Genomic DNA, 21,291 nt, shown 5'->3' on the forward strand with positions numbered 1-21,291 from the left:
CCCCCGGAGGCTCGATTGGGCTGGACGCTGCGCGTGCTGCGGCACCGCGCCGCCGCGCAGAGCACGCTGCTGGCCGCCGTGCTCGCCGTCGCGCTCGTGGGCGCGACCCTGCTCGGTACGTTCGCGCTGCTGCTGCACACCAGCGAGACCCGCGCGCTCGGCGAGGCGCTCGGCCGGTCGTCCGCGACGGACACCGACATCGACGTGGTGCTGAGCCTCGGACGCGAGACGCCCGACGAGGCGCTGCCCGTCGCCGAGGACTACCTCGACGACCTGCTCGGCGGCGTCGAGTCCGACCGGTCCGTGTGGCTCACGTCCGCGCTGTACCACGTCGGCACCGGCAATCGGATCAGCCTGCCGATGGCGTACCTCGCGTCCGAGCCGACCATCCCGGAGCACGCGACGCTGCTCGCGGGCTCCTGGCCGGACGTCGCGGTCGACGCCGACGGTCGCGTCCCGGTCGCCGTCCCGCGCACCGCCGTGGACGCGCTCGGCTGGACGGTCGGCACCGTGCTCCCCGGCCGCAGCTCCGAGACGCGCCAGGCCCTGCCGATGGTCGTGGTCGGCGTGCACGAGCTCGACGGACCCGGCTCCGTGTGGACCCGGGACCTCCTCGACGGTGCGCAGTTCCACCCGGCCTGGCCGATCCCCGGCACGTTCGGGTTCAACACCGCGCCGCTCTACGGACCCCTCGTGACCGTCCCCGAGGCGCTCACGGACGGCCCCGTGCAGGTCGCGACCGCACGCGTCGTCGCGGCACCACGGCTCGGCGACGCGTCCACGGCCGACGTCGACGCGCTGCGCACCGCGCTCACCGACGGGCAGGCGACGCTCAGCGCCGCCGCCTCACCCGTGTCGACCGGCGCGCGCCTCGCCACGTTCCTGCCGATGACCGTCGACGAGGCGGTCGCGGGCCTCGCGGTCACGCGGATCACGCTCGTCGTCGTCGGGCTGCTCCTCGTCGTCCTCGCGGTGACGGTCCTGCTGCTCGCGGCGCGTCTGCTCGCCGAGCGTCGGGCCGCCGAGCAGACGCTCATGGCGTCGCGCGGCGCGACCACCGGCCAGATCCTGCGGCTCGCCGCGATCGAGGCCGCGGGTGTCGCCGCCGTCACCGCGCTCCTCGCGCCCTGGCTGGCCAGGCTCACCTACGACGCGATCACGCGGCTCGGCGTGCTGCGTGCCGCCGGCCTGCACCAGGACCCCGGCACACCCGCCTCGCTCTGGGTGACCTGCGCCGTCGCGGCCCTGCTGCTCGCGGGCGTCCTGCTGCTGCCGCTCCTGCGGCGGCGCGGCAGCGTCGTCGAGGCCGAGCAGCAGCTCGTCCGGCAGGACCGTCGCGGCGCGCTCGCCCGGTCCGGCGCCGACCTCGCGATCCTCGTGCTCGCCGGCCTCGGCATCTGGCAGCTCCAGGGCTACCGCTCCCCCGTGCTCGCCGGCACCGGACCCGCCCGGATCGACCCGGTGCTCGTCACCGCCCCCGCGCTGCTGCTGCTCGCGGGCGCCGTGCTCGCCCTGCGGCTCCTGCCGCTCGTCGCCGGGCTCGGCGAGCGCGTCGCGTCGCGCAGCCGGTCCCTCGTCGTGCCGCTCGGCGCGTGGGAGGTCGGCCGCCGGCCTGCGCGCGCGTCGGGGGCTGTGCTGCTCCTCACGCTCGCCGTCGCGGTCGCCTCCTTCGCGCAGGCCTTCCTCGGCACGTGGCGGACGTCGCAGCACGAGCAGGCCGACCTCGCGACGGGCACCGACCTGCGCCTCGACCGGCTGCCCGGCGCACCCGTCGAGCAGACCGCGCAGGTCGCGGCCGTCGAGGGGCCGACCGCCGTCAGCGCGGTCACCGACCGGCAGGTCGCGGTCGGCGGCTCGATCGACACGCTCAGCGACGCGCGCCGCCCGTGGGCGCAGCTCCTCGCCGTCGACACCACGCACGCCGACGCGCTGCTGCGCGGCCGCCTCGCCGCCGGTTGGGCCGTCGCCGAGACGCTCGCGCCGGAGACCGCCGACGGGTCAGACGCGGTCGTGCTGCCCGGACAGGTCCGCGCGCTCGTCGTCGACCTCACGACGGACGCGAAGCCGGCGGCCGACGTGCTGGCGTCGGTCACGCTCGTCGTGCAGGACGCCCTCGGGGTCCGTACGCCGCTCGCCGTCCCGGGCACGTTCCGCCTCGGCGAGAGCGCCGACGACGTGCCGCTCGAGCTGCCCACGGCCGTCGACGGGCTGTCGCTCGTGGGTGCCGTCGTCGAGCTCGAGTCCGCCGACGACGAGGACGCGCCGGAGGACCGTGGCGCCCGGGTGCGGGGCGAGACCTCCGTGATGTCGGTCGCGCTCACCGACGTCCGCGTCGTCGCGCCCGGCGCCGACGGCAGCGCCACCGGCACCGTCACGCCCGTCCCGCTCGACGGCACCGCGTGGCACACCCGTCCCGCGGTGCTCGGCGCCCCGGAGCCGCCGGGCGTCGCGGTCGTGGACGGCAGCCTGCGCCTGGGTGTCAGCATGATCCCCGAGCTGCTGCGCGCGAACGGCGTCACGTTCGCGGGCACGACGTTCGAGGCCCCCGAGGCCCTCCCGGCCGTCATCACCGACACGCTCGCGACCGCCACGGACGCCGAGGAGGGCGACGAGGTCGCGCTCGACCTCGGGGACGGCCGGGCGGTGGCCGTCGAGGTCCAGCGGATCGTCCCGTACCTGCCCGGGCACCCCCGCGAGTCGGCGCTCCTCGTCGACCGCGACGCACTCTCGCGGGCCACGCTCGTGTGGGGCTGGGCCGACCCGATGCTCGACGAGTGGTGGTTCGCGGTGCCCGACGACGACGCCGCCGACGTCGCCGCGCAGATGGTGCGCGACGAGCTCGGCGAGCCGACGACCCGCGTCGAGGCGCGCTCCGTCGCGACCGACGGCCCGCTGCGCGTCGGCGTCCAGGCCGCGCTGTGGGTCGTCACGATCGCCGCGCTGGCCCTCGCGTTCGCGGGCTTCGCGATGAGCGCCACCGTGTCCGTCCGGACCCGCCGCCTGGAGCTCGCGCGGCTCCAGGCCCTCGGCGCCCCGCGCGGCGGCATCGTGCGCGCCGTGCTCGTCGAGCACGGGATCATCGGCGTGCTGGGCGTCGCCGCGGGGCTCGCCATCGGCGGGCTGCTCGCGAGCGTCGTCGGGCCGCTGCTCACGGTCTCGGGACAGGGGCGCCGCCCCGTGCCCCGCCCGCTCGTGCAGTGGGAGTGGCCCGCGCAGGCCGTGCTCGTCACGGTCCTCGTCGCGCTGGTCGCGCTCGCGGTCGCCACCACGACGAACGCCCTGGTGCGCCGCGCGTCCGGCACGCTGCTCCGGCTGGGGGACGAACGATGACGACCACCACGACCCGTCCCGGCACGCCCGCCGCGACGCCGACCGAGGAGCGACGTGGCGGTGCGCTGCGCTCGGCCACCGCGCTCGCGCCGCTCGTCAGCCGCCGGCGCAGCCGCGACGACGCCGGGCTGCTCGCGCTCGCCGCGGTGCTGCTCGCGGTGACCGTCCTGCTGTCCGTCGCGCTCCCGCGCCTGCAGGCACGAACCGCCGACGCGACCGTGCGCGGCGTCGTCGCCGAGGCCGGGACGGACGCCGACGTGGCGATCCGGCTGGCGAACCGCGACGAGATCGGCCCCCGCGAGCCCGACCCGGACGAGGCGACGCTCGTCGCCAACCTCGCGTCGGAGGTGTGGGACGCGACGCCGCGGACGATCCGCGCCGTGACGTCACCCCCCGTGACCGGCGTCGAGACGATCACGCGGACGGCACGCGTCGCCGGCACCGGCCAGGTCATGCGGCTCGTGCACGTCGGCAGCCGCGAGGTCGGCGCACCGATCGTCCGCTGGGTGCAGGGCACCGCCCCGGGCGCGGCCGTCTGGGCCCCGACGCCCGAGGACACCGGGAGCTCGGGCCCCGCGATCATCGACCGGCCGGCACCCGAGCGGGAGATCCAGGTCGGCCTCGCCGCCCGCACGGCCGAGGAGCTCGGCATCGACGTCGGGACGCGGTTCCCCCTGACGCTGCCCGCCGCCGGTCGCGTCGTCGCACACGTGACCGGGTTCTTCGAGCCGCTCGACCCGGCAGCGGCGCAGTGGCAGCCGTACGACGACCTGCTCGCGCCGTACCCGGCCGCGACGGGCAGCCAGGCCGAGCACCGCGTCGCCTACCTCCTGTCCGACGAGTCGCTGCCCGACGCGATGGCAGCACTGCAGGTCACCGCGGTCTCGCGCCTCGTGCGGCTGCCCGCCGAGCCGGAGTCGTTCTCGGAGCGGGACGCGGCGACCGTGGCCCGCGACCTCTCGGTGCTGCTCGCGACGCCCGGCACCTACGCGACGCCGGACGGCCAGCCGGGCATCGAGACGAACCTGCCGACCGTCCTCGAGGACGCCGTCGACCGCCTCACCGCCGCGCGCGCGCAGGCGTCGGTGCTCCTGGTCGGCCTCGCGACGGTCGGGGCGCTCGCGCTCGTGCTCGCGGCACGGCTGCTCGTCGGGCGGCGCGAAGGACTGCTGCTCGCCGAGCGCGCGCGTGGCGCGTCGGTCGCGTCGGTCGTCGTGCGGGCGCTCACCGAGAGCGTCCCCGTCGGCGTGGTCGCCACCGCCGTCGGGGCGCTCGCCGCGGTCCTGCTCGTCCCCGGCACGGAGGGGAGCTGGCTGGTCGCCGGCACGGTCGCGGTCGTCGCGACGGTGGCACCGGCCGTGGCGTCGGCGCTCGTCGTCCGGCGCGCGTGGACCGGTGCGCGGCAGCCCGCCAACCGCAGCGACCGCGAGCGGATCGCCCGCCGGCGCGGTGCCCGACGGGTCACCGCGGAGCTCGCGCTCGCCGCAGTCGCCGCCGCCGCGGTCGTGTCGGTGCGGGGCCGCGGGCTGGTCCCGTCGGGCTCCGGCGACGTCGACCTCCTGCTCGCGGCCGCGCCCGCCCTCCTCGCGGCGGCCGCGACCGTGCTGGCCGCGCGCGTCCTGCCGCCCGTGCTACGTGGGCTCTCGCGCGCCGCGACCCGCCGCCGCGGTCTGGTCGGCGTCGTCGCGTCCGCCCGCGCCGCACGCGCGACGGGCACGCTCGTGCCGATCCTCACGCTCACGACGGCCGTCGCGCTCGTCGTGTTCAGCGGGACGACCGCCGTCACCGTCCGGGCGGGGCAGGTGACCGCCGCGGACGTCGTGGTCGGCGCGACCGTCCGGCTCGACGGCCCCGTCACGACCGAGCAGGTCGACCTGCTGCGCGACGCGCCCGGTGTCACGGCCGTCGCGTCGGCGTCCGAGCGGATCGGGCGGTCCTTCGGGCGGTCGAGCGGCGTCAAGGCGCGCGTCCTCATGGTCGACGCGGTCGACATGGCGCGCGTGCTCGAGGCGCGCGGCGAGCCGGCGGACGGCTGGGCCGCGCTCGCCGACCCGTCGACCGGGGGCCTGCCGGCGCTGCTCACCCCCGAGCTCGCCCGCACCGCCCAGATCCTCGAGCCCGAGTTCATGGCCACCGACGGCTTCGTGCCGATCGACGTCCGCGGGACCGTCGACGACGTGCCGCGCGTCATGACGCTCGACGACGAGACGATCGCCGAGCTGCCGGCAGGGGGCGCGGAGCCTGCGCTCGTGGTCGACCGCGCGCGCTACCAGGAGGTCGTCGGGTCCGCCGTCCCGCTCCAGGCCGTGTGGCTGGAGGGACCGGGAGCGGCGGCCGCGGTCCGCGCCGCCGGGCTGGAGGACAGGCCGGGTGTGAAGGTGACCGTGCGCGAGGAGTGGCTGGAGTCCGCCCGCTCGTCGCCGGTCGGGTCCGGGCTCACGGTCCTGCTGCTCGGGTCGGCCGCCGTCCTCGCGATGTACGCCGCGGTCGCGCTCGCGCTCACGGTCGTCGCGACGTCCCGCGAGCGCGGTCGCACGCTCTCGGCGCTGCGGACGCAGGGGCTCGACGCCCGCACCGCGCGGGCTCTCACGCTCGGCGAGCTCGCGCCGCTGGCCGTCGTCTCCGTGATCGCGGGCACCGCCATCGGCGTCGTCGTCCCGTGGGCGCTGACCGACGCGCTCGGCCTGGACCTGCTCACCGGCGCCCCCGGCACCGCCGAGCTCCGGCTGACGTGGGTGCCCGTCGCGGGCGCCGCCGCCGTGATCGCCGTCAGCCTGGTCGCCGCCGTGCTCGTCGAGTCGGCGGTCCGCCGGCGGGACCGGCTCGGCGAGGTCCTCCGGGTCGGTGAACGATGACCGCCCCGCCGCGTGGTCCTGCCCGCCTGTCCGCCCCGCTCCCGCCCCGTCCCCCTCGGAGGTCCTCGTGAACGCCACGCCGACGGCACTCGCGCCGACGCTGGGCTCGCTGGAGGCGCGCGCCCGGCAGCGAACCGGCGCGTTCGGGGAGGACGCGCTCATCGTGTGCGACTCCCTCGTCCGGATCTACCAGTCCGAGGGCGTCGAGGTGCAGGCGCTGCAGGGTCTCGACCTGCTGGTCGAGCAGGGCGAGCTCGTCGCGATCGTCGGCGCGTCCGGCTCGGGCAAGTCGACGCTGCTGTCGGTGCTGTCGGGACTCGACGTCCCGACCGCGGGGCGCGTGCGGGTCGGCCCGTGGGACCTCATGTCGATGTCGGCGAAGCAGCGCGTCGCCTACCGGCGGTCGATGGTGGGCTTCGTCTGGCAGCAGACGGCGCGCAACATCGTCCCGTACCTCACGGCCGCCGAGAACGTGGAGTTCCCGCTGGCGCTCGCGGGTGCCCGCCGGAGGGTGCGACGCGCGCGGGCCACCGAGCTGCTCGACGTGCTCGGTGTGGGGTACTGCGCCGGTCGGCGTCCGTCGCAGATGTCGGGCGGCGAGCAGCAGCGCGTCGCGATCGCCGTGGCGCTCGCGAACAGCCCGCAGGTCCTGTTCGCGGACGAGCCCACCGGCGAGCTCGACACGGCGACGTCGCACGACGTCCTGGAAGGGCTACGGACGGTCAACCGCGAGCTGGGCACGACGGTCGTCGTCGTCACGCACGACGCGAGCGTGAGCGAGCACGTGCAGCGGACCGTCGCGATCCGTGACGGTCGGACCAGCTCAGAGGTCGTCCGCCGGACGCACACGGCCGACGACGGCACCGAGCACGTCGTCGCCGAGGAGTTCGCGGTGCTCGACCGCGCCGGCCGCGTGCAGCTCCCCCGCGAGTACCGCGAGGCGCTGGACCTGGTCGGGAAGGTGCGGCTCGCGCTCGAGTCGTCGCACGTCAGCGTGTGGCCCGACCGGCTGCCCGCGGACCGGCCGGAGCCACCGACACGCACCGGGCGTCACCGGGCCGTCCCCGTCCCCGAGGAGCAGCAGTGACCACCACGACCGAGGCCCTCCGGGGCGGGACCGCACCGACGGGCGCTCCCCTCGTGCGCGTCGAGCACGTCGGGCGCACCTACGGCACGGGCAGCGCGGCGGTGCACGCCCTCCAGGACGTGTCGTTCACGATCGCGCCGGGGGAGCTCGTCGCGCTCGTCGGCCGCTCCGGGTCGGGCAAGACGACGCTGCTCAACATCATCGGCGGCCTCGACAAGCCCGACGCGGGTCGCGTCGTGGTCGACGGCCGGGAGGTGTCGTCGCTCGACGAGGGCGGGCTCGTCGAGCTCCGCCGCGACGTCGTGTCGTTCGTCTTCCAGACGTTCGGGCTCGTGCCCGTGCTGTCGGCCGCGGAGAACGTCGGCGTCCCCCTGCGGCTGCGCAGGCTGCCGACCGCGGACCGGGAGGCGCGCGTCGAGCTGCTGCTCGACCTCGTCGGGCTCGGCGCGCACGCGCAGCAGCGGCCGGGCGAGATGTCGGGCGGCCAGCAGCAGCGTGTCGCGATCGCCCGGGCGCTCGCGAACTCGCCCCGCCTGCTCGTCGCGGACGAGCCGACGGGGCAGCTCGACACGGAGACCGGGACCGCCGTCATGGCGCTCCTGCGCGCCGTCGTCGAGGCGGAGGGCATGACGGCGATCGTCTCGACGCACGACCCGCTCATGATGTCGCTGGCCGACCGGGTGCTGCGGATCGCGGACGGCCGCCTGGTCGAGGGCTGAGCCCGCCCCGCCTCGCCCGCCCGAGCGAACGACGGCCCCCGACCAGCACGGTCGGGGGCCGTCGTGCGTGGTCAGCGGGTCACGTCCACTGCGTGAGGACGCGGCCCTCCTTGTCGGTGAACTTCCCGATGATGAGGACGATCAGGTCGATGAGCGTCCAGATGCCGAGGCCACCCAGCGTCACGAGCATGAGGACGCCGGTGCCGATCTTCCCGACGAAGAACCGGTGCACACCGAGGGTGCCGAGGAAGAAGCAGAGCAGGACCGTGGGGAGCAGCAGCTTCGGGCTGGTGCCGGTCGCGACGGGAGCGGTCATGGAGGGCCTCCTGGAGGGGGTGTGCGAGCCCCGGCGTCCGTGCCGGTCCCGCGATACGAGCGCAGCGTAGTGACGACTCAGGTCCCGCACGGGCGATTCGGCGGGCGACTTTCTCGGCGTCGCGCCGTCTGCGGGCGGACGCCCTCGGGCGCGCGACGACCGGCCGCGGTCGCACGCCGCAGCCGGTCGTCGCGGGCGGTCAGACCTCGATGCCCTCCAGCAGCTCGGTGACGAGCGCCGCGACGGGCGACCGCTCGGACCGGGTCAGCGTGACGTGCGCGAACAGCGGGTGCCCCTTGAGCGCCTCGATGACGGCGGCGATGCCGTCGTGCCGGCCGACGCGCAGGTTGTCGCGCTGCGCGACGTCGTGCGTGAGGACGACGCGCGACGACTGGCCGATGCGCGACAGCACGGTGAGCAGCACGTTGCGCTCGAGGGACTGGGCCTCGTCGACGATGACGAACGCGTCGTGCAGCGAGCGCCCGCGGATGTGCGTGAGCGGCAGGACCTCGAGGATGTCGCGGTCGAGGACCTCCTCGACGACCTCCTTCGACACGAGCGCGCCGAGCGTGTCGAACACCGCCTGCGCCCACGGGCTCATCTTCTCGGCCTCGCTCCCGGGCAGGTAGCCGAGCTCCTGGCCGCCGACGGCGTACAGCGGGCGGAACACCATGACCTTGCGGTGCTGGCGGCGCTCGAGCACGGCCTCGAGGCCCGCGCACAGCGCGAGCGCGGACTTGCCGGTGCCCGCGCGCCCGCCGAGCGAGACGATGCCGACCTCCTCGTCGAGCAGCAGGTCGATCGCGATGCGCTGCTCGGCGCTGCGGCCGTGCACGCCGAACACGTCCTGGTCGCCGCGGACGAGCTGCACGTGCTTGTCGGCCGTGACCCGGCCGAGCGCGGACCCGCGCGGGCTGTGCAGGACGAGGCCGGTGTGGCACGGCAGGTCGCGCGCGGCGGTGGCGACGCCGGACGCGTCGTAGTCGGCGACGTCCGCGAGCGCGAGGGACTCGTGCTCCCACAGGTCGCCCATCTGCTGCTCGGTGAGGTCGAGCGTGTCCATCCCGGTCCAGCCGGAGTCGACGGCGAGCTCGGCGCGGTACTCCTCGGCGCGCAGCCCCACGGCCGACGCCTTGACCCGCATGGGCAGGTCCTTGGAGACGACGGTGACGTCGCGGCCCTCGGCGGCCAGGTTGGCGGCGACGGACAGGATCCGGGTGTCGTTGTCGCCGAGCCGGAACCCGGCGGGCAGGACGCTCGGGTCGGTGTGGTTGAGCTCGACGCAGAGCGTGCCGCCCTGGTCGGTCATGGGCAGCGGGTGGTCGAGACGCCCGTGCTTGATGCGCAGGTCGTCGAGCATGCGCAGCGCGCTGCGGGCGAAGTAGCCGAGCTCGGCGTGGTGCCGCTTGGCCTCGAGCTCGGTGATGACCACCACGGGGAGGACGACGTCGTGCTCGGCGAAGCGCAGGATCGCCCGCGGGTCGGACAGGAGCACCGAGGTGTCGAGCACGTACGTGATGCGCCCGGAGGGGTCCGGTGCCTCGGTGTCGTGCGACGTGCCCGGGGTGTGCTGTGCGTTGCTGACCACGGCAGGCTCCCTCCGGCGCTAGGTGCGCCGAGACGGACGCGTCACGTCGGCAGCCCGCTCGCGCGGGCGGAGGGGCCGACGATCAGCGGCGGGACGGGGGCGGCCGGCCCGGTGCGTGAGGGCCGGGACCGACCCTCCTCCCGGAGCGCATGCTCCATGGGCTGGCCTCCCGGGGACGGCGGTCGCCGTCCTCTACGCGGAAACTAACCCCGGGCGCCCACACGTGACGCACGACACGCGCCGACGTCACGCATCGTTCACCGGGGCGCCACGGCGCCGTCCCCCGTCGACGGCCTCGGACCACCCGATCGGCGGCGCCGCGAGGGCCCGCGAACCGCGCGTCGCCCCCCGGGGACGCATGCGAGCACCCGGGTAACGAAGCCGCGCCCCCGCGAACCGCACCGCGCGGGTCACCCCGACGCGTCCCGCGTGCCGGTCACCCGCGCAGCGTGCGGCTCGGCGGGACGCCGAACGCCTGCCGGTAGGCCGCCGCGAACCGGTCCGGCTTGACGAACCCCCACCGCAGAGCGACCTGGGCGACCGTGTCGCCCGCCGTCGGGTCGGCGGCCTGGAGGTCGCGGTGCGCACCCTCGAGGCGGGCGCGCCGGACGTACGCCATGGGCGTGACGCCGAGGTGCCGCCGGAACGCGCCCTGGAGCGCGCGTGCGCTCACGCCGGCGGCACCCGCGATGTCCGTCACGGTGATCGGCAGCGAGGCATGCCCGTCGATGAACGCGACCGCACGGCGCACCGTGGACGGCGCGGCATAGCCGGGTCCGCGCACGAGCACGCCGTCGAGGGTCGTGTTCGGGAAGGTGGCCAGGGCGCCGGCGGCGACCAGGTCGGCGAGCGCGGCGGCCGCGATCGGGTGCGCGGTCGGTGCGTCGTCGGCGAGCTGCGCGGAGACGAAGTGCGCGAGCCGGACCCACGCGCGGCCCGCGGCCGGGGACACGGGTTCGAGCCCGGTGAAGCGCAGGCCGTGCGCGCCGAGCGGCAGCCGCTCCGACGCGACACGCTCCACCACCGTCCGCGGCATCCGCATCACGTGGAGCTCGATGCCGTCCCAGGTGGCGGTCAGCGGGACGTCGTCGGGGAACCGGAACACCGAGCCGGCCCCGATGCGCACCTCGTCGCCGCCCACGTCGTAGCGCCCGGCGCCGACGACCCCGGTCGTGACGAGCAGGTAGTCGACGGGTGCGACCGTGCACTGCACGCCGGTCGAGAGGCGCACGGTGTCCGCACCGAGGTCACCGGCGTCGGTCGCCCGCAGGTCGCACAGGAAGGTGGGCGAGGCCGTGGCGAGCGTCAGACGCTGGTGCGGGCAGTACAAGTCCTTGAGGACCGTGTACGCGACGTCCGGCTGACGTGTGGAGACGGACAGGACCTGGACCGACATCGACGGCACCCCCCGCGCTGCGCGCCAACGGGCCCGCAGCGCCCTGCCTCGGACCCGTCTCCATCGTCGTCGAGGCGCCGACGTCCCGCACCTGGTCAGTTGTCCGAGGCATCAGCCTGCGCCAGGTCCGGCTCAGCGGCCGAGCCGGCGCTCCCGGGCCGCGTAGGACCGGACCGCGCGCAGGAAGTCGACGCGGCGGAAGTCCGGCCAGTACGCCTCGCAGAAGTAGAACTCGGAGTGCACGGACTGCCAGAGCAGGAAGCCGCCGAGGCGCTGCTCGCCCGACGTCCGGATGACGAGGTCCGGGTCGGGCTGGCCCTTGGTGTAGAGCCGCTCGGCGATGTGCTCGACGTCGAACTGCTCGGCGAGCTCGTCGACGCTGGTCCCCGCGGCGGCGTGCTCGCGCAGGAAGGAGCGGACGGCGTCGGCGATCTCGTGACGTCCGCCGTAGCCGACGGCGACGTTGACGTGGAGCCCGTCGACGCCCGCGGTGGCGACCTCGGCCTCGTGCAGGGCGGCCGCGGTGCTCGCGGGGAGCAGGTCGAGCGACCCGACGGCCTGCACGCGCCAGCGGCCGGCGGCGGCGAGGTCGCGCACGGCGTGCTCGATGATGTCGAGCAGCGGGTCGAGCTCCTCGGCGGGCCGGTTGAGGTTGTCGGTCGAGAGCATCCAGAGGGTGACGACCTCGACGCCGACGTCCTCGCTCCACCCCAGCAGGTCGGCGATCTTGTCCGCGCCCGCCTGGTGACCGTGCCGGGTGGACTCGCCCATGCTGCGCGCCCAGCGACGGTTGCCGTCGAGGATGACGCCGACGTGCCGCGGCGCCCGGTCGCGTGGCAGCGAGGCGGCGAGTCGCTTCTCGTACAGCGAGTACACCGGGTGGGGCAGGCGCACGCGGACCTCTCCTTGGCGGGCGACGGCGGGAACCCGCTCACGGTACCCGTCCGTTGTGTCCGCAGGGGCTGGATCGGCGGCTGACCGGCCGCGTCGACAGCGCTACCTACGGTGTCGTAACCTACGGGCTCGTAGGTTATGTAGGACGACAGAAGCGAGACCCGCCGATGAGCTCCACCTCCGCGCACCAGTCCGGGCTCCCCAGCACCGTCGGCCAGGTGGCCGACGCGATCAAGCCCAAGCTGCGCGGGTGGATCCACGCCGGCGTCGCACCGCTCGTCCTGGCGGCGTCGATCGTCCTCGTCGTGCTGTCCCCCACCCCCGCGGCCAAGTGGTCCACCGCCGTCTTCGGGCTCACCGCGGTGATGCTCTTCGGCACGAGCGCCGTCTACCACCGCGGACGCTGGTCCCCGCGCGTGCAGGGCGTCCTGCGCCGCCTCGACCACACGAACATCTTCCTCATCATCGCCGGCACCTACACGCCGCTCGCGGTCCTGCTGCTGCCCGCGTCGACCGCGAAGGTCCTGCTGATCATCGTCTGGTCGGGCGCGATCCTCGGCCTCCTCGCGCGCGTCCTGTGGCTCGGCGCACCCCGCTGGGTCTACGTGCCCGTCTACGTCGCGCTGGGCTGGGTCGCCGTCGCGTTCCTGCCGCAGTTCTGGCGGTCCGGCGGGCCCGTGATCGTCTGGCTCGTCGCCGCCGGGGGGCTCGCGTACACCGTCGGTGCCGTCGTCTACGGGCTCAAGCGCCCCAACCCGAGCCCGCGGTGGTTCGGGTTCCACGAGGTGTTCCACACGCTCACCGTCGTCGGGTACACCTGCCACTACATCGCCGTCTCGATCGCGTCCTACGGCTCGGCCTGAGCCCGCCGCAGTCCGTCAGTCGCGCGGGACGACCGCGTAGCGCCGGTTCGCGAGCGACGGGTTCGTCTCGCGCACCCGCGCGAGCAGCGCGCCGTCGACGTCCACCGTGCGCACGCCCGGCGTCTCGTCGAGCTCCAGCCCGACGACGCCGTCCGGCCCGACCACGAGCGACCGTCCGGTGACACCCTTGCCCGCCTGCCCGACGGCGACCACGGCCGCGGTGTTCTCGATCGCGCGCGCGACCGCGAGCGACCGCCAGTGCCACGCCTTGAGCTCCCCCGCGGCCCACGCGGCCGGGTACACGAGCACCTGCGCGCCCGCGTCGACGACCCGGCGCGACGACTCCGGGAAGCGCAGGTCGTAGCACGTGAGCACGCCGAACCGCAGCCCCGCGACGTCGATGACGACCGGCGGCGCGTCCGCCGGGCCCGCCTCGAGCCGGTCGGACTCCCGGTGCCCGAACGCGTCGTACAGGTGCACCTTGCGGTAGACGCCCGCGACCTCGCCGCCGCCGTCGACCGCCACGACCGCGTTGACCGCGCGGTCGCCCGTCCCCGGCAGCGTCGCGCCCGCGACGACCGCCACGCCCGTCGCGGCCGCCCGCTCGCACAGCAGCCGCACGAACGGACCGTCGAGCGGCTCGGCGTGCTCGGGCCCGACGCCGCGCGGGTCGAACCCGGACGCGTACTCGGGCAGCACGAGCAGGTCCGCGCGGGCGCGCTCCGCGACGGCGAACGCGTCGCGGACCATCTCGCGGTTCGCAGCGTGGTCGTCGCTGACGGCGACCTGCGCGACCGTGACCCGCACCGCCGGACGGACCGGCGGCTCCGGGCGCGAGCTCACCGGCCCCCGCCGGCGGCACCCGGCCCGTCCGGGCGGCCGGACGCGTCGGGCGTCCCGGTCGGGCCCGCGTCGCCGTCGGCCGCACCGCCACGCCCGCCACCGTCGACGTCGCCGTCGTCGTCCAGCCCCAGCTGCTTCGCGCGCCGGTCGACGACCCGCAGCTGCTTGGTCAGCGACAGGAACAGCCCGATCGCCGCCACGGCCAGCAGGAACGTCACGACGAACCCGATGAACCCGGGCGAGCCGCCGCCGGGCGCGGTGAGCTCGACGTCGCTCGGCGACGGGCTCGGCGCCGTCGCGAGCAGGGACACGACGCCGCTCACGCGCCCACCACCCGCTCGATGCCCGCGAACAGGTCGTCCTCGGGGGTCGTCGTCGGCACGTGCGAGTGCGCGAGCTCGAACTCCTCGGTCGGCCACTGCGCGAGCTCGATCTCGCGCGGGATCGCGAAGAAGAACCCGTCGGGGTCGATCTGCGTCGCGTGCGCGCGCAGGGCGGCGTCGCGCTGCGGGAAGTAGTCCGCGACCGGCACGAACGTGGTCGCGGTCCGCTCCGGGATCTCGCGGGCCTGCCGCGAGTCGATCCAGTCGCCGAACGGCGACTCGCGTCCGGCGGCGACCAGGGCGTCGTGCATCGCGCGCATCCGCCGCAGCGAGAACCCGTGGTTGTAGTACAGCTTGAGCGGCGTCCAGGGCGCGCCCCGGTCGCGGTAGCGCTCGGGGTCGCCGGCCGCGTGGTACGCCTCGTACGCGACGCGGTGGCACATGATGTGGTCGGGGTGCGGGTACCCGCCCGACGGGTCGTACGTCGTCATCACGTGCGGCCGGAACTCGCGCACGAGCTCGACGAGCGGCGCCGACGCGACCTCGAGCGGCTGGAGCGCGAAGCACCCGTCCGGCAGGGGCGGCAGCGGGTCGCCCTCCGGCAGCCCCGAGTCGACGAAGCCCAGCCAGTGCTGCCGGACGCCGAGCGCGCGGGCGGCCGCGGCCATCTCGGCGGTCCGCACCACCCGCATGCCCTCGATGCCACCCGCGACCTCGCCGTACGACGGGTTGAGCACGTCGCCGCGCTCACCGCCCGTGCACGTCACGACGAGCACGTCGACGCCCTTGTCGGCGTACATCGCGGTCGTGGCCGCGCCCTTGCTCGACTCGTCGTCGGGGTGGGCGTGCACCGCCATCAGGCGCAGCCGCTCTCCGGTCACCGAGGGCCTCCGTTTCGGGACGTGCGGGGGGACGAGGGACAATGATCGCGCACACGACGCGCGCTGCCCGCCCGTCCCGTCGCCGAGGAGTCCTGTGAGCCAGTCCCCCGCCGTGCGCCCGCCCGCCGGGCGCTACGGACCCGAGCCTACGTCGCGGTCGACCACGCTCCGGCGCGTCGGCCTGGGGGCGCTCGTGCTGGTCGCGGTCGTGGTGCTCGCGTGGGTCGGGATCGGCGTGATGCGCGAGCCGGTGCAGTGGAAGGACGTCGGGTTCCGCGTCGACGGGCCGACGTCGACCCAGGTGACGTTCGAGGTCACCAAGGACCCGGACGCGACCGTGACGTGCCAGGTGCAGGCGCTGTCGGAGTCGTACGCGCAGGTCGGCGTCCGGTCGGTCGAGGTCGGTCCGGCGGACACCGCGACGCAGCGCGTCACGGCCACCGTGCAGACGGCCGAGCTCGCCGTCTCGGGCGTCGTCGCGGGCTGCACGCCCGTCGACTGACCTCCGCGGCGGGGTCCGGCGACCCCTGTGCGCTATCCTGGTCGTTTCACACGCCGCCCCGGTCCGGCGTGACCGCTGGTCGACGCGACCGAGTGGGAACGGCGTGCACCTCATCACCGTGCCTCACCACGCGCGTGCCGACCACGGCGCGGCACCCGGGGCGAACCGCCGGTCCCCGACCGGCACGCATGCATGGAAGGAGCGATCGTGACCGACACGACTGCGGGCACGTGGCTGACGCAGGAGGCCTACGACCGGCTCACGGCCGAGCTCGACCGCCTCAAGGGCGAGGGGCGTAGCGAGATCGCGGAGCGGATCGCCGCGGCCCGCGACGAGGGCGACCTCAAGGAGAACGGCGGCTACCACGCCGCGCGCGAGGAGCAGGCGAAGCAGGAGGCCCGCATCCGCGAGCTCGAGGCCAAGCTCCGCAACGTCCAGATCGGCACGCCCCCCGACGACGGCGTCGTCGAGCCGGGCATGGTCGTGACCGCCGAGGTCGCGGGCGACGAGATGGTCTTCCTGCTGGGCTCGCGCGAGATCGCGGGCACCGCGGACATCGACGTGTTCTCGCCGACCTCGCCGCTCGGCGCGGCGATCAACGGGACGAAGGTCGGCGACAAGACGTCGTACACCGCCCCGAACGGGAACGACATCCCGGTCACGATCCTCGGCGCCAAGCCGTTCGACGCCTGACCTCACGGTCCTCGACGCGGCGCTCCCCCACCCGGGGAGCGCCGCGTCGTCGTTCGCGGGCCGTGCGGCCGCGGCGGCTCAGTCGCCCTGGACCTGGTAGCCCGTCGCCCGCAGGTGCGCCATGACCTGCGCACAGTGCTCGGGCCCCTTCGTCTCGACCTGCGCCGAGACCGTCACCTGGTCGAACGCCAGGTCGGAGCCCGTGCGCGCGTGCGTGAGGTGCATGACGTTCCCGCCGGCGCCCGCGATGTCCTGCAGCAGCGACGCGAGCGCGCCCGGACGGTCGTCGATGCGTACCCGCAGGGCGAGGAAGCGCCCCGCCGACGCGAGGCCGTGCCGGACGACGTGCAGGAGCACCTGCGGGTCGATGTTGCCACCGGACAGGATCGCGACGACCGGGCCGTCGAACGCCCCCGGGTCCGCCATGAGCGCGGCCACGGCGACCGCGCCGGACGGCTCGACGAGCAGCTTGGCGCGCTCGGCGACCAGCAGCACGGCGCGGGAGATGTCCTCCTCCGAGACCGTGCGGACCTCGAGGCGGTGCCGGTCGAGCACCTCGAACGGCACGCTGCCCGGCACCCCGACCGCGATGCCGTCGGCCATGGTCCGCAGCTCGGGAGCGGGCAGCGGCCGGTGCGCCGCGAGCGACGCCGGGTAGGCCGCGGCGCGCGCGGCCTGCACGCCGACGACACGCACGTCGGGACGGACCTGGGCGAGCGCCTCGACGACGCCTGCCGCGAGGCCGCCCCCACCGACGGGCACGACGACGGTCGCGACATCGGGCACCTGCTCGACGATCTCGAGCGCGATCGTCCCCTGCCCCGCGACCACGTCGGGGTGGTCGAACGGGTGCACGAGGACGGCGCCGGTGCGCTCGGCGTGCTCACGCGCGTGCACGAGCGCCTCGTCGACCGACGTCCCGACGAGCTCGACGTGCGCGCCGTAGTCGCGGGTGGCCGCGATCTTCGGCAACGCCGCGTCGACCGGCATGTAGACGACGGCCTCGATGCCGAGGATGCGGGCCGCGAGCGCGACGCCCTGCGCGTGGTTGCCGGCGGACGCCGCGACCACCCCGCGGGCGCGCTCGTCGTCGCTGAGCCGGGCCATGCGCGTGTAGGCGCCGCGGATCTTGAACGAGCCGGCGCGCTGGAGGTTCTCGCACTTGAGCCACACCTCGGCGCCCGCGATCTGGCTGACGGCGCGGCTGCGCTGCACGGGCGTGCGCTCGGCGACGCCGTCGAGCAGGCGCGCGGCCGCGGCGACGTCGAGGCTCACCGCGTCCCGCCGTCGGGCGTCGTCCCGCGACCGGGCCGCTCGCCGGCGCCCTGCACGGTCGCGGCCTCGTCCTCGCCCGTGGCCGGGCCGGCGCCGAGCTCCTCGTCGGTGCGCCCGGTGGCGACGCGCTCCGACTCGCGCTCGGCGACCTGCGCGACGGCCCGGTCGAGCATCGGGTGGCCGCGGCCGCGGACCGGCACGTGGTCGTGCGTGCCGAGCTGCGGGAACTTGTCGTGCCCGTGCAGGTAGAGGACGACGGTGTTGAGGACCGCCGCGACGGGCACGGCGAACAGCGCGCCGACGATCCCGGCGACGAACGACCCGGCGGCCACCGAGAGCAGCACCGCGACGGGGTGCAACGACACGGCGTGGCCCATGAGGAACGGCTGCAGGACGTGCCCCTCGAGCTGCTGCACGCCGAGCACGATCGCGAGCATGATGATCGCCGCGCCCGGGCCCTGGGACACGAGCGCGACGAGCACCGCGATCGACCCGGTGACGACGGCGCCGACGATCGGCACGAACGACCCGAGGAACACGAGGATCGCGAGCGGCAGCGCGAGCGGGACGCCGAGGATCGCGGCGCCGACGCCGATGCCGATCGCGTCGACCGCGGCCACGAGGATCTGCGTGCGCGTGTAGGCGCCGAGCGTGACGACGCCGCGCCGGGCGGCCTGGTGGACGTGCTCGCGCGAGCCGCGCGGCAGCAGCCCGACGACCCAGGCCCAGATGGCGCGGCCGTCGAGCAGGAAGAAGAACGTGCAGAACAGCGCGATGATCGCGCCCGCGAGGACGTGCCCGACGGTCGTCGCACCGGTCACCACGCCCGACAGCACGCTCGACCCGGCACCCGACGCCGACTCCTGGATGCGGTCCACCCAGGTCTGCATGTCCTCGGTGGACAGCTGCAGCGGCCCCGTCGCGAGCCAGTCGAGGATCGTGTCGACACCCTCGGACGCCTGCGACCACAGGTCGCCGATGCCGCGCACGACCGACCGCCCGGCGAGGCCGAGCAGCGTGCCGACGACGGCGACGAGCGCGACGACGGCGAGGCCTGCCGCCGCCCCGCGCGGCAGCCGCAGCCGGTGGTGCAGCCACCCGACGAACGGCGTCAGCAGCACGGTGAGCAGCAGCGCGACCGCGACGGGGACGACGACGACCTTGAGCTGTGCGACGAGCCACAGCAGCACGGCCAGCGCCGCGCCGATGAGCAGGAGCCGCCACGACCACGACGCGGCGGCGCGCACCGACGGCGGCACCGACTCGGCACCGGCGCGGGCACGCCGCTCGGGGTCGGGGAGCGTCGCGGACGTCGCCGCGAGCGCGGCCGGCGCCGCGTCGACGACCGAGGCGGTGGCGTCCTGCGCGGAGGACTTGTCGAGGGTCACGCGCCACGCCCTGCGGCGAGCGCGCGGTCGAGGTCGGCGATCAGGTCGTCGGCGTCCTCGATGCCCACGGACAGGCGGACGAGGTCGTCGGGGACCTCCAGCGCCGTACCGGCGACCGAGCCGTGCGTCATGCGGCCGGGGTGCTCGACGAGCGACTCGACGCCGCCCAGCGACTCCGCGAGCGTGAACACCTCGGTCGCGCCGCACACCGCCAGCGCCGACGCCTCGCTGCCCGTGCGGAACGACACCATGCCGCCGAACCCGCGCATCTGGCGCGCGGCGAGCTCGTGCCCGGGGTGCGACTCCAGGCCGGGGTAGATGACGGACGTGACGGCGTCGTGCGCCTGCAGGAACTCGGCGACCCGCTGCGCGTTGGCGACGTGCCGGTCCATCCGGACGGCGAGCGTGCGCAGGCCGCGCAGCGTGAGCCAGGCGTCGAAGGGCCCGGCGACCGCACCGGAGGCGTTCTGGTGGAACCGGACGGCGTCCGCGAGGTGCGTCGTCCCGGTCGGTCCCTCGAGCCCGACGGGCAGCTGTGCGCCGTCCGCGACGACGAGCGCGCCGCCGACCACGTCGGAGTGCCCGCCGACGTACTTGGTCGTCGAGTGCACGACCACGTCGGCGCCGAGCGCGAGCGGCTGCTGCAGGTACGGGGTCGCGAACGTGTTGTCGACGGCGAGCAGCGCGCCGACGCCGCGCGCGAGCGCGGAGATCGCCGCGATGTCGGCGACGTTGAGCAGGGGGTTGGTCGGCGTCTCGACCCAGACGAGCTTGGTGCGCCCGGGCTGGATCGCGGCGGACACCGCGCCGGCGTCGGTGAGGTCGACGGGCGTGTGCTCGATCCCCCACGGCCCGAACACCCGCGCGAACAGCCGGTAGGTGCCGCCGTAGGCGTCGTCGGGCACCACGACGTGGTCGCCGGGGCGCAGCGCGGCGCGCAGCAGCGTGTCCTCCGCGGCGAGGCCGGACGCGAACGCGAACCCGGCGGCGCCGAGCTCGAGGTCCGCGAGCGCCGCCTCGAGCGCCGTGCGCGTCGGGTTGGCCGAGCGCGAGTACTCGTAGCCGCCGCGCAGGCCGCCGACACCGTCCTGCTTGTACGTCGAGACCTGGTAGATCGGCGGGACGACCGCGCCCGTCGTGGGGTCGGGGTCCTGACCTGCGTGGATGGCGCGGGTCGCGAAGCCGGCGGTGGGTCGGTCGTCGCCGTCGGTGCTGTGTGGGGTGGTCACCGCCCCAGGCTAGGCCGTGGGGCCCCGGGACTGCCCCTGGGACGCGCGCCCGGGTCGGCGGGAGCGCGCGCGGGGGCGCGGGTCACGGCGCGTCGCCGCCCGGGAACACCGGACGTGTGCGCACGGTTGTGCAGGCCGGGATGGACCAGGCGAACCGCCGGTCTCCCGGAGAGGACCAGCGACCATGAACTGGCTTTTCGGCTCAGCCCTCCGCTCGACGATGGTGGCCCCGGAGCGGGCCCTCGCGGGCCGCGACGGCTACGCGTACACCGTCCCGACGACGCACACCGTGCTCGGCACCCCGCTCGCGGGCCCGTGGCCCGAGGGCACGCGCGTCCTGTACGTCGCGATGGGCTGTTTCTGGGGCGCGGAGCGCGCCTTCTGGCAGCTGCCCGGCGTCGTCACGACGGCCGTCGGCTACCAGGGCGGCTACACGCCCTACCCGACGTACGAGGAGACGTGCACGGGCATGACCGGGCACACCGAGATGGTGCTCGTCGCGTACGACCCGACCGTGCTGTCCGACGAGGACGTGCTGCGCACGTTCTGGGAGTCGCACGACCCGACCCAGGGCTACCGCCAGGGCAACGACGTCGGCACCCAGTACCGCTCGGCGGTCTACACGACCACGCCCGAGCAGGCCGAGGCGGCCGTCCGCACGCGTGACGAGTACCAGCCGCGCCTGACGCGCGCCGGGTTCGGCGACATCACGACGGAGATCCGCACGGCCGACGAGGCCGGGCCGTTCTTCTACGCCGAGGGCTACCACCAGCAGTACCTCGACAAGAACCCGAACGGCTACTGCGGCCTGGGCGGCACCGGCGTCTCCTGCCCCCGCCCGACGGGCGCCTGACCGCCCGCCCCGGACGTCCCGCCGCGCTCGGCGCGGGACGTCCGGGGGACGTCTCGGGTGGGCGGACGGTGAGGAGCGCCCCTCTCCCATACCGTCCGCCCACCCTGCGGCTGGTCGCGGGCCCCCGTGACCGCCTGACCTGCCGCCTCCGGTGAAGGCCTGCGTCCGCCGCGAAGGTAGCCCGCGCGGATGACGCCGGTCCACGCCTGTCCACGTGGGACCGGACCGCGGTCCAGGACGTCTGCGCAGGTCGGAC

Annotated in this window: 18 protein-coding genes; 8 read left to right on the forward strand and 10 right to left on the reverse strand. The window is 75.5% G+C overall.

Annotated elements, in window-relative coordinates; genetic code table 11:
- The first annotated feature begins 15 nt into the window (after nucleotides 1-15).
- The 4 genes from OOT42_RS15635 to OOT42_RS15650 all read left to right on the forward strand — a co-directional run bounded on the left by OOT42_RS15635 (nucleotide 16) and on the right by OOT42_RS15650 (nucleotide 7,991).
- Nucleotides 16-3,330: an FtsX-like permease family protein gene (locus OOT42_RS15635; protein WP_273652088.1), complete on the forward strand. Its 3,315-nt coding sequence runs from the start codon at nucleotides 16-18 to the stop codon at nucleotides 3,328-3,330.
- On the forward strand, nucleotides 3,327-6,185 hold the full coding sequence (locus tag OOT42_RS15640; RefSeq protein ID WP_273652089.1) for an FtsX-like permease family protein: 2,859 nt from the start codon (nucleotides 3,327-3,329) through the stop codon (nucleotides 6,183-6,185). The genes OOT42_RS15635 and OOT42_RS15640 overlap by 4 nt, the downstream gene beginning before the upstream one ends.
- A gap of 67 nt (nucleotides 6,186-6,252) precedes the next feature.
- Nucleotides 6,253-7,272, forward strand: a complete 1,020-nt coding sequence (locus tag OOT42_RS15645; protein ID WP_423775913.1) for an ABC transporter ATP-binding protein — start codon at nucleotides 6,253-6,255, stop codon at nucleotides 7,270-7,272.
- Entirely contained in the window at nucleotides 7,269-7,991 is a 723-nt protein-coding gene (locus OOT42_RS15650) for an ABC transporter ATP-binding protein (protein ID WP_273652090.1), read from the forward strand. Before OOT42_RS15645 ends, OOT42_RS15650 begins: the two co-directional genes overlap by 4 nt.
- Before the next feature lie 79 nt (nucleotides 7,992-8,070).
- Here OOT42_RS15650 and OOT42_RS15655 read toward each other — a convergent pair whose 3' ends face one another.
- The 4 genes from OOT42_RS15655 to OOT42_RS15670 all read right to left on the reverse strand — a co-directional run bounded on the left by OOT42_RS15655 (nucleotide 8,071) and on the right by OOT42_RS15670 (nucleotide 12,185).
- Nucleotides 8,071-8,307 carry a TM2 domain-containing protein gene (locus OOT42_RS15655; RefSeq protein ID WP_273652091.1) on the reverse strand — a complete coding sequence of 79 codons (237 nt, stop codon included), beginning with the start codon at nucleotides 8,305-8,307 and terminating at the stop codon, nucleotides 8,071-8,073.
- A gap of 199 nt (nucleotides 8,308-8,506) precedes the next feature.
- The gene (locus tag OOT42_RS15660; protein ID WP_423775914.1) at nucleotides 8,507-9,895 is read right to left on the reverse strand and encodes a PhoH family protein; all 1,389 of its coding nucleotides are present in this window, start codon (nucleotides 9,893-9,895) and stop codon (nucleotides 8,507-8,509) included.
- Between the two features lie 436 nt (nucleotides 9,896-10,331).
- Nucleotides 10,332-11,291, reverse strand: coding sequence for an AraC family transcriptional regulator (locus OOT42_RS15665; protein ID WP_273652092.1), 960 nt, complete (start codon nucleotides 11,289-11,291; stop codon nucleotides 10,332-10,334).
- Nucleotides 11,292-11,423: 132 nt separating this feature from the next.
- Complete coding sequence (locus OOT42_RS15670; protein WP_273652093.1) at nucleotides 11,424-12,185, reverse strand: isoprenyl transferase; 762 nt, start codon at nucleotides 12,183-12,185, stop codon at nucleotides 11,424-11,426.
- A 167-nt stretch (nucleotides 12,186-12,352) separates the two neighbouring features.
- On the opposite strand from OOT42_RS15670, the gene trhA reads away from it, so the two are divergent.
- Complete coding sequence (trhA, locus tag OOT42_RS15675; RefSeq protein WP_273652094.1) at nucleotides 12,353-13,048, forward strand: PAQR family membrane homeostasis protein TrhA; 696 nt, start codon at nucleotides 12,353-12,355, stop codon at nucleotides 13,046-13,048.
- 15 nt (nucleotides 13,049-13,063) lie between these two features.
- Here the strand turns inward: trhA and OOT42_RS15680 are convergent, their stop codons facing one another.
- The 3 genes from OOT42_RS15680 to mca are packed head-to-tail and all read right to left on the reverse strand — an operon-like array spanning nucleotide 13,064 to nucleotide 15,095.
- Complete coding sequence (locus OOT42_RS15680) at nucleotides 13,064-13,891, reverse strand: carbon-nitrogen hydrolase family protein (RefSeq protein ID WP_273652095.1); 828 nt, start codon at nucleotides 13,889-13,891, stop codon at nucleotides 13,064-13,066.
- Nucleotides 13,888-14,214: a hypothetical protein gene (locus OOT42_RS15685; RefSeq protein WP_273652096.1), complete on the reverse strand. Its 327-nt coding sequence runs from the start codon at nucleotides 14,212-14,214 to the stop codon at nucleotides 13,888-13,890. Before OOT42_RS15685 ends, OOT42_RS15680 begins: the two co-directional genes overlap by 4 nt.
- Nucleotides 14,211-15,095 (reverse strand): mycothiol conjugate amidase Mca, encoded by an 885-nt coding sequence (gene mca, locus OOT42_RS15690; protein WP_273652097.1) that lies wholly within the window; start codon nucleotides 15,093-15,095, stop codon nucleotides 14,211-14,213. The genes OOT42_RS15685 and mca overlap by 4 nt, the downstream gene beginning before the upstream one ends.
- Before the next feature lie 193 nt (nucleotides 15,096-15,288).
- Here mca and OOT42_RS15695 point away from each other — a divergent pair, with 193 nt between their 5' ends.
- Together OOT42_RS15695 and greA are read left to right on the forward strand one after the other, a co-directional pair.
- Entirely contained in the window at nucleotides 15,289-15,597 is a 309-nt protein-coding gene (locus OOT42_RS15695) for a DUF4307 domain-containing protein (RefSeq protein WP_423775915.1), read from the forward strand.
- Between the two features lie 207 nt (nucleotides 15,598-15,804).
- Nucleotides 15,805-16,290: a transcription elongation factor GreA gene (gene greA, locus OOT42_RS15700; RefSeq protein WP_273652098.1), complete on the forward strand. Its 486-nt coding sequence runs from the start codon at nucleotides 15,805-15,807 to the stop codon at nucleotides 16,288-16,290.
- A 78-nt stretch (nucleotides 16,291-16,368) separates the two neighbouring features.
- Here greA and ilvA read toward each other — a convergent pair whose 3' ends face one another.
- The 3 genes from ilvA to OOT42_RS15715 all read right to left on the reverse strand — a co-directional run bounded on the left by ilvA (nucleotide 16,369) and on the right by OOT42_RS15715 (nucleotide 20,182).
- Entirely contained in the window at nucleotides 16,369-17,565 is a 1,197-nt protein-coding gene (gene ilvA / locus OOT42_RS15705) for a threonine ammonia-lyase (RefSeq protein ID WP_273652099.1), read from the reverse strand.
- Nucleotides 17,562-18,824, reverse strand: coding sequence for an AI-2E family transporter (locus OOT42_RS15710; RefSeq protein ID WP_273654869.1), 1,263 nt, complete (start codon nucleotides 18,822-18,824; stop codon nucleotides 17,562-17,564). The genes ilvA and OOT42_RS15710 overlap by 4 nt, the downstream gene beginning before the upstream one ends.
- 125 nt (nucleotides 18,825-18,949) lie before the next feature.
- Nucleotides 18,950-20,182: a cystathionine gamma-synthase gene (locus OOT42_RS15715; RefSeq protein WP_273652100.1), complete on the reverse strand. Its 1,233-nt coding sequence runs from the start codon at nucleotides 20,180-20,182 to the stop codon at nucleotides 18,950-18,952.
- A gap of 184 nt (nucleotides 20,183-20,366) precedes the next feature.
- Here OOT42_RS15715 and msrA point away from each other — a divergent pair, with 184 nt between their 5' ends.
- Nucleotides 20,367-21,035, forward strand: a complete 669-nt coding sequence (gene msrA, locus OOT42_RS15720; RefSeq protein WP_273652101.1) for a peptide-methionine (S)-S-oxide reductase MsrA — start codon at nucleotides 20,367-20,369, stop codon at nucleotides 21,033-21,035.
- Nucleotides 21,036-21,291 lie beyond the last annotated feature (256 nt).

It is taken from the genome of Cellulomonas fimi, assembly GCF_028583725.1.
Taxonomy (GTDB): domain Bacteria; phylum Actinomycetota; class Actinomycetes; order Actinomycetales; family Cellulomonadaceae; genus Cellulomonas; species Cellulomonas fimi_B.

Bases quoted from the DNA above. Each gene is read 5' to 3' on its own strand.
- msrA (WP_273652101.1), top strand. From the start codon at position 20,367: ATGAACTGGCTTTTCGGCTCAGCCCTCCGCTCGACGATGGTGGCCCCG.
- trhA (WP_273652094.1), top strand. From the start codon at position 12,353: ATGAGCTCCACCTCCGCGCACCAGTCCGGGCTCCCCAGCACCGTCGGC.
- OOT42_RS15665 (WP_273652092.1), bottom strand. From the start codon at position 11,291: ATGTCGGTCCAGGTCCTGTCCGTCTCCACACGTCAGCCGGACGTCGCG.
- OOT42_RS15655 (WP_273652091.1), bottom strand. From the start codon at position 8,307: ATGACCGCTCCCGTCGCGACCGGCACCAGCCCGAAGCTGCTGCTCCCC.
- OOT42_RS15640 (WP_273652089.1), top strand. From the start codon at position 3,327: ATGACGACCACCACGACCCGTCCCGGCACGCCCGCCGCGACGCCGACC.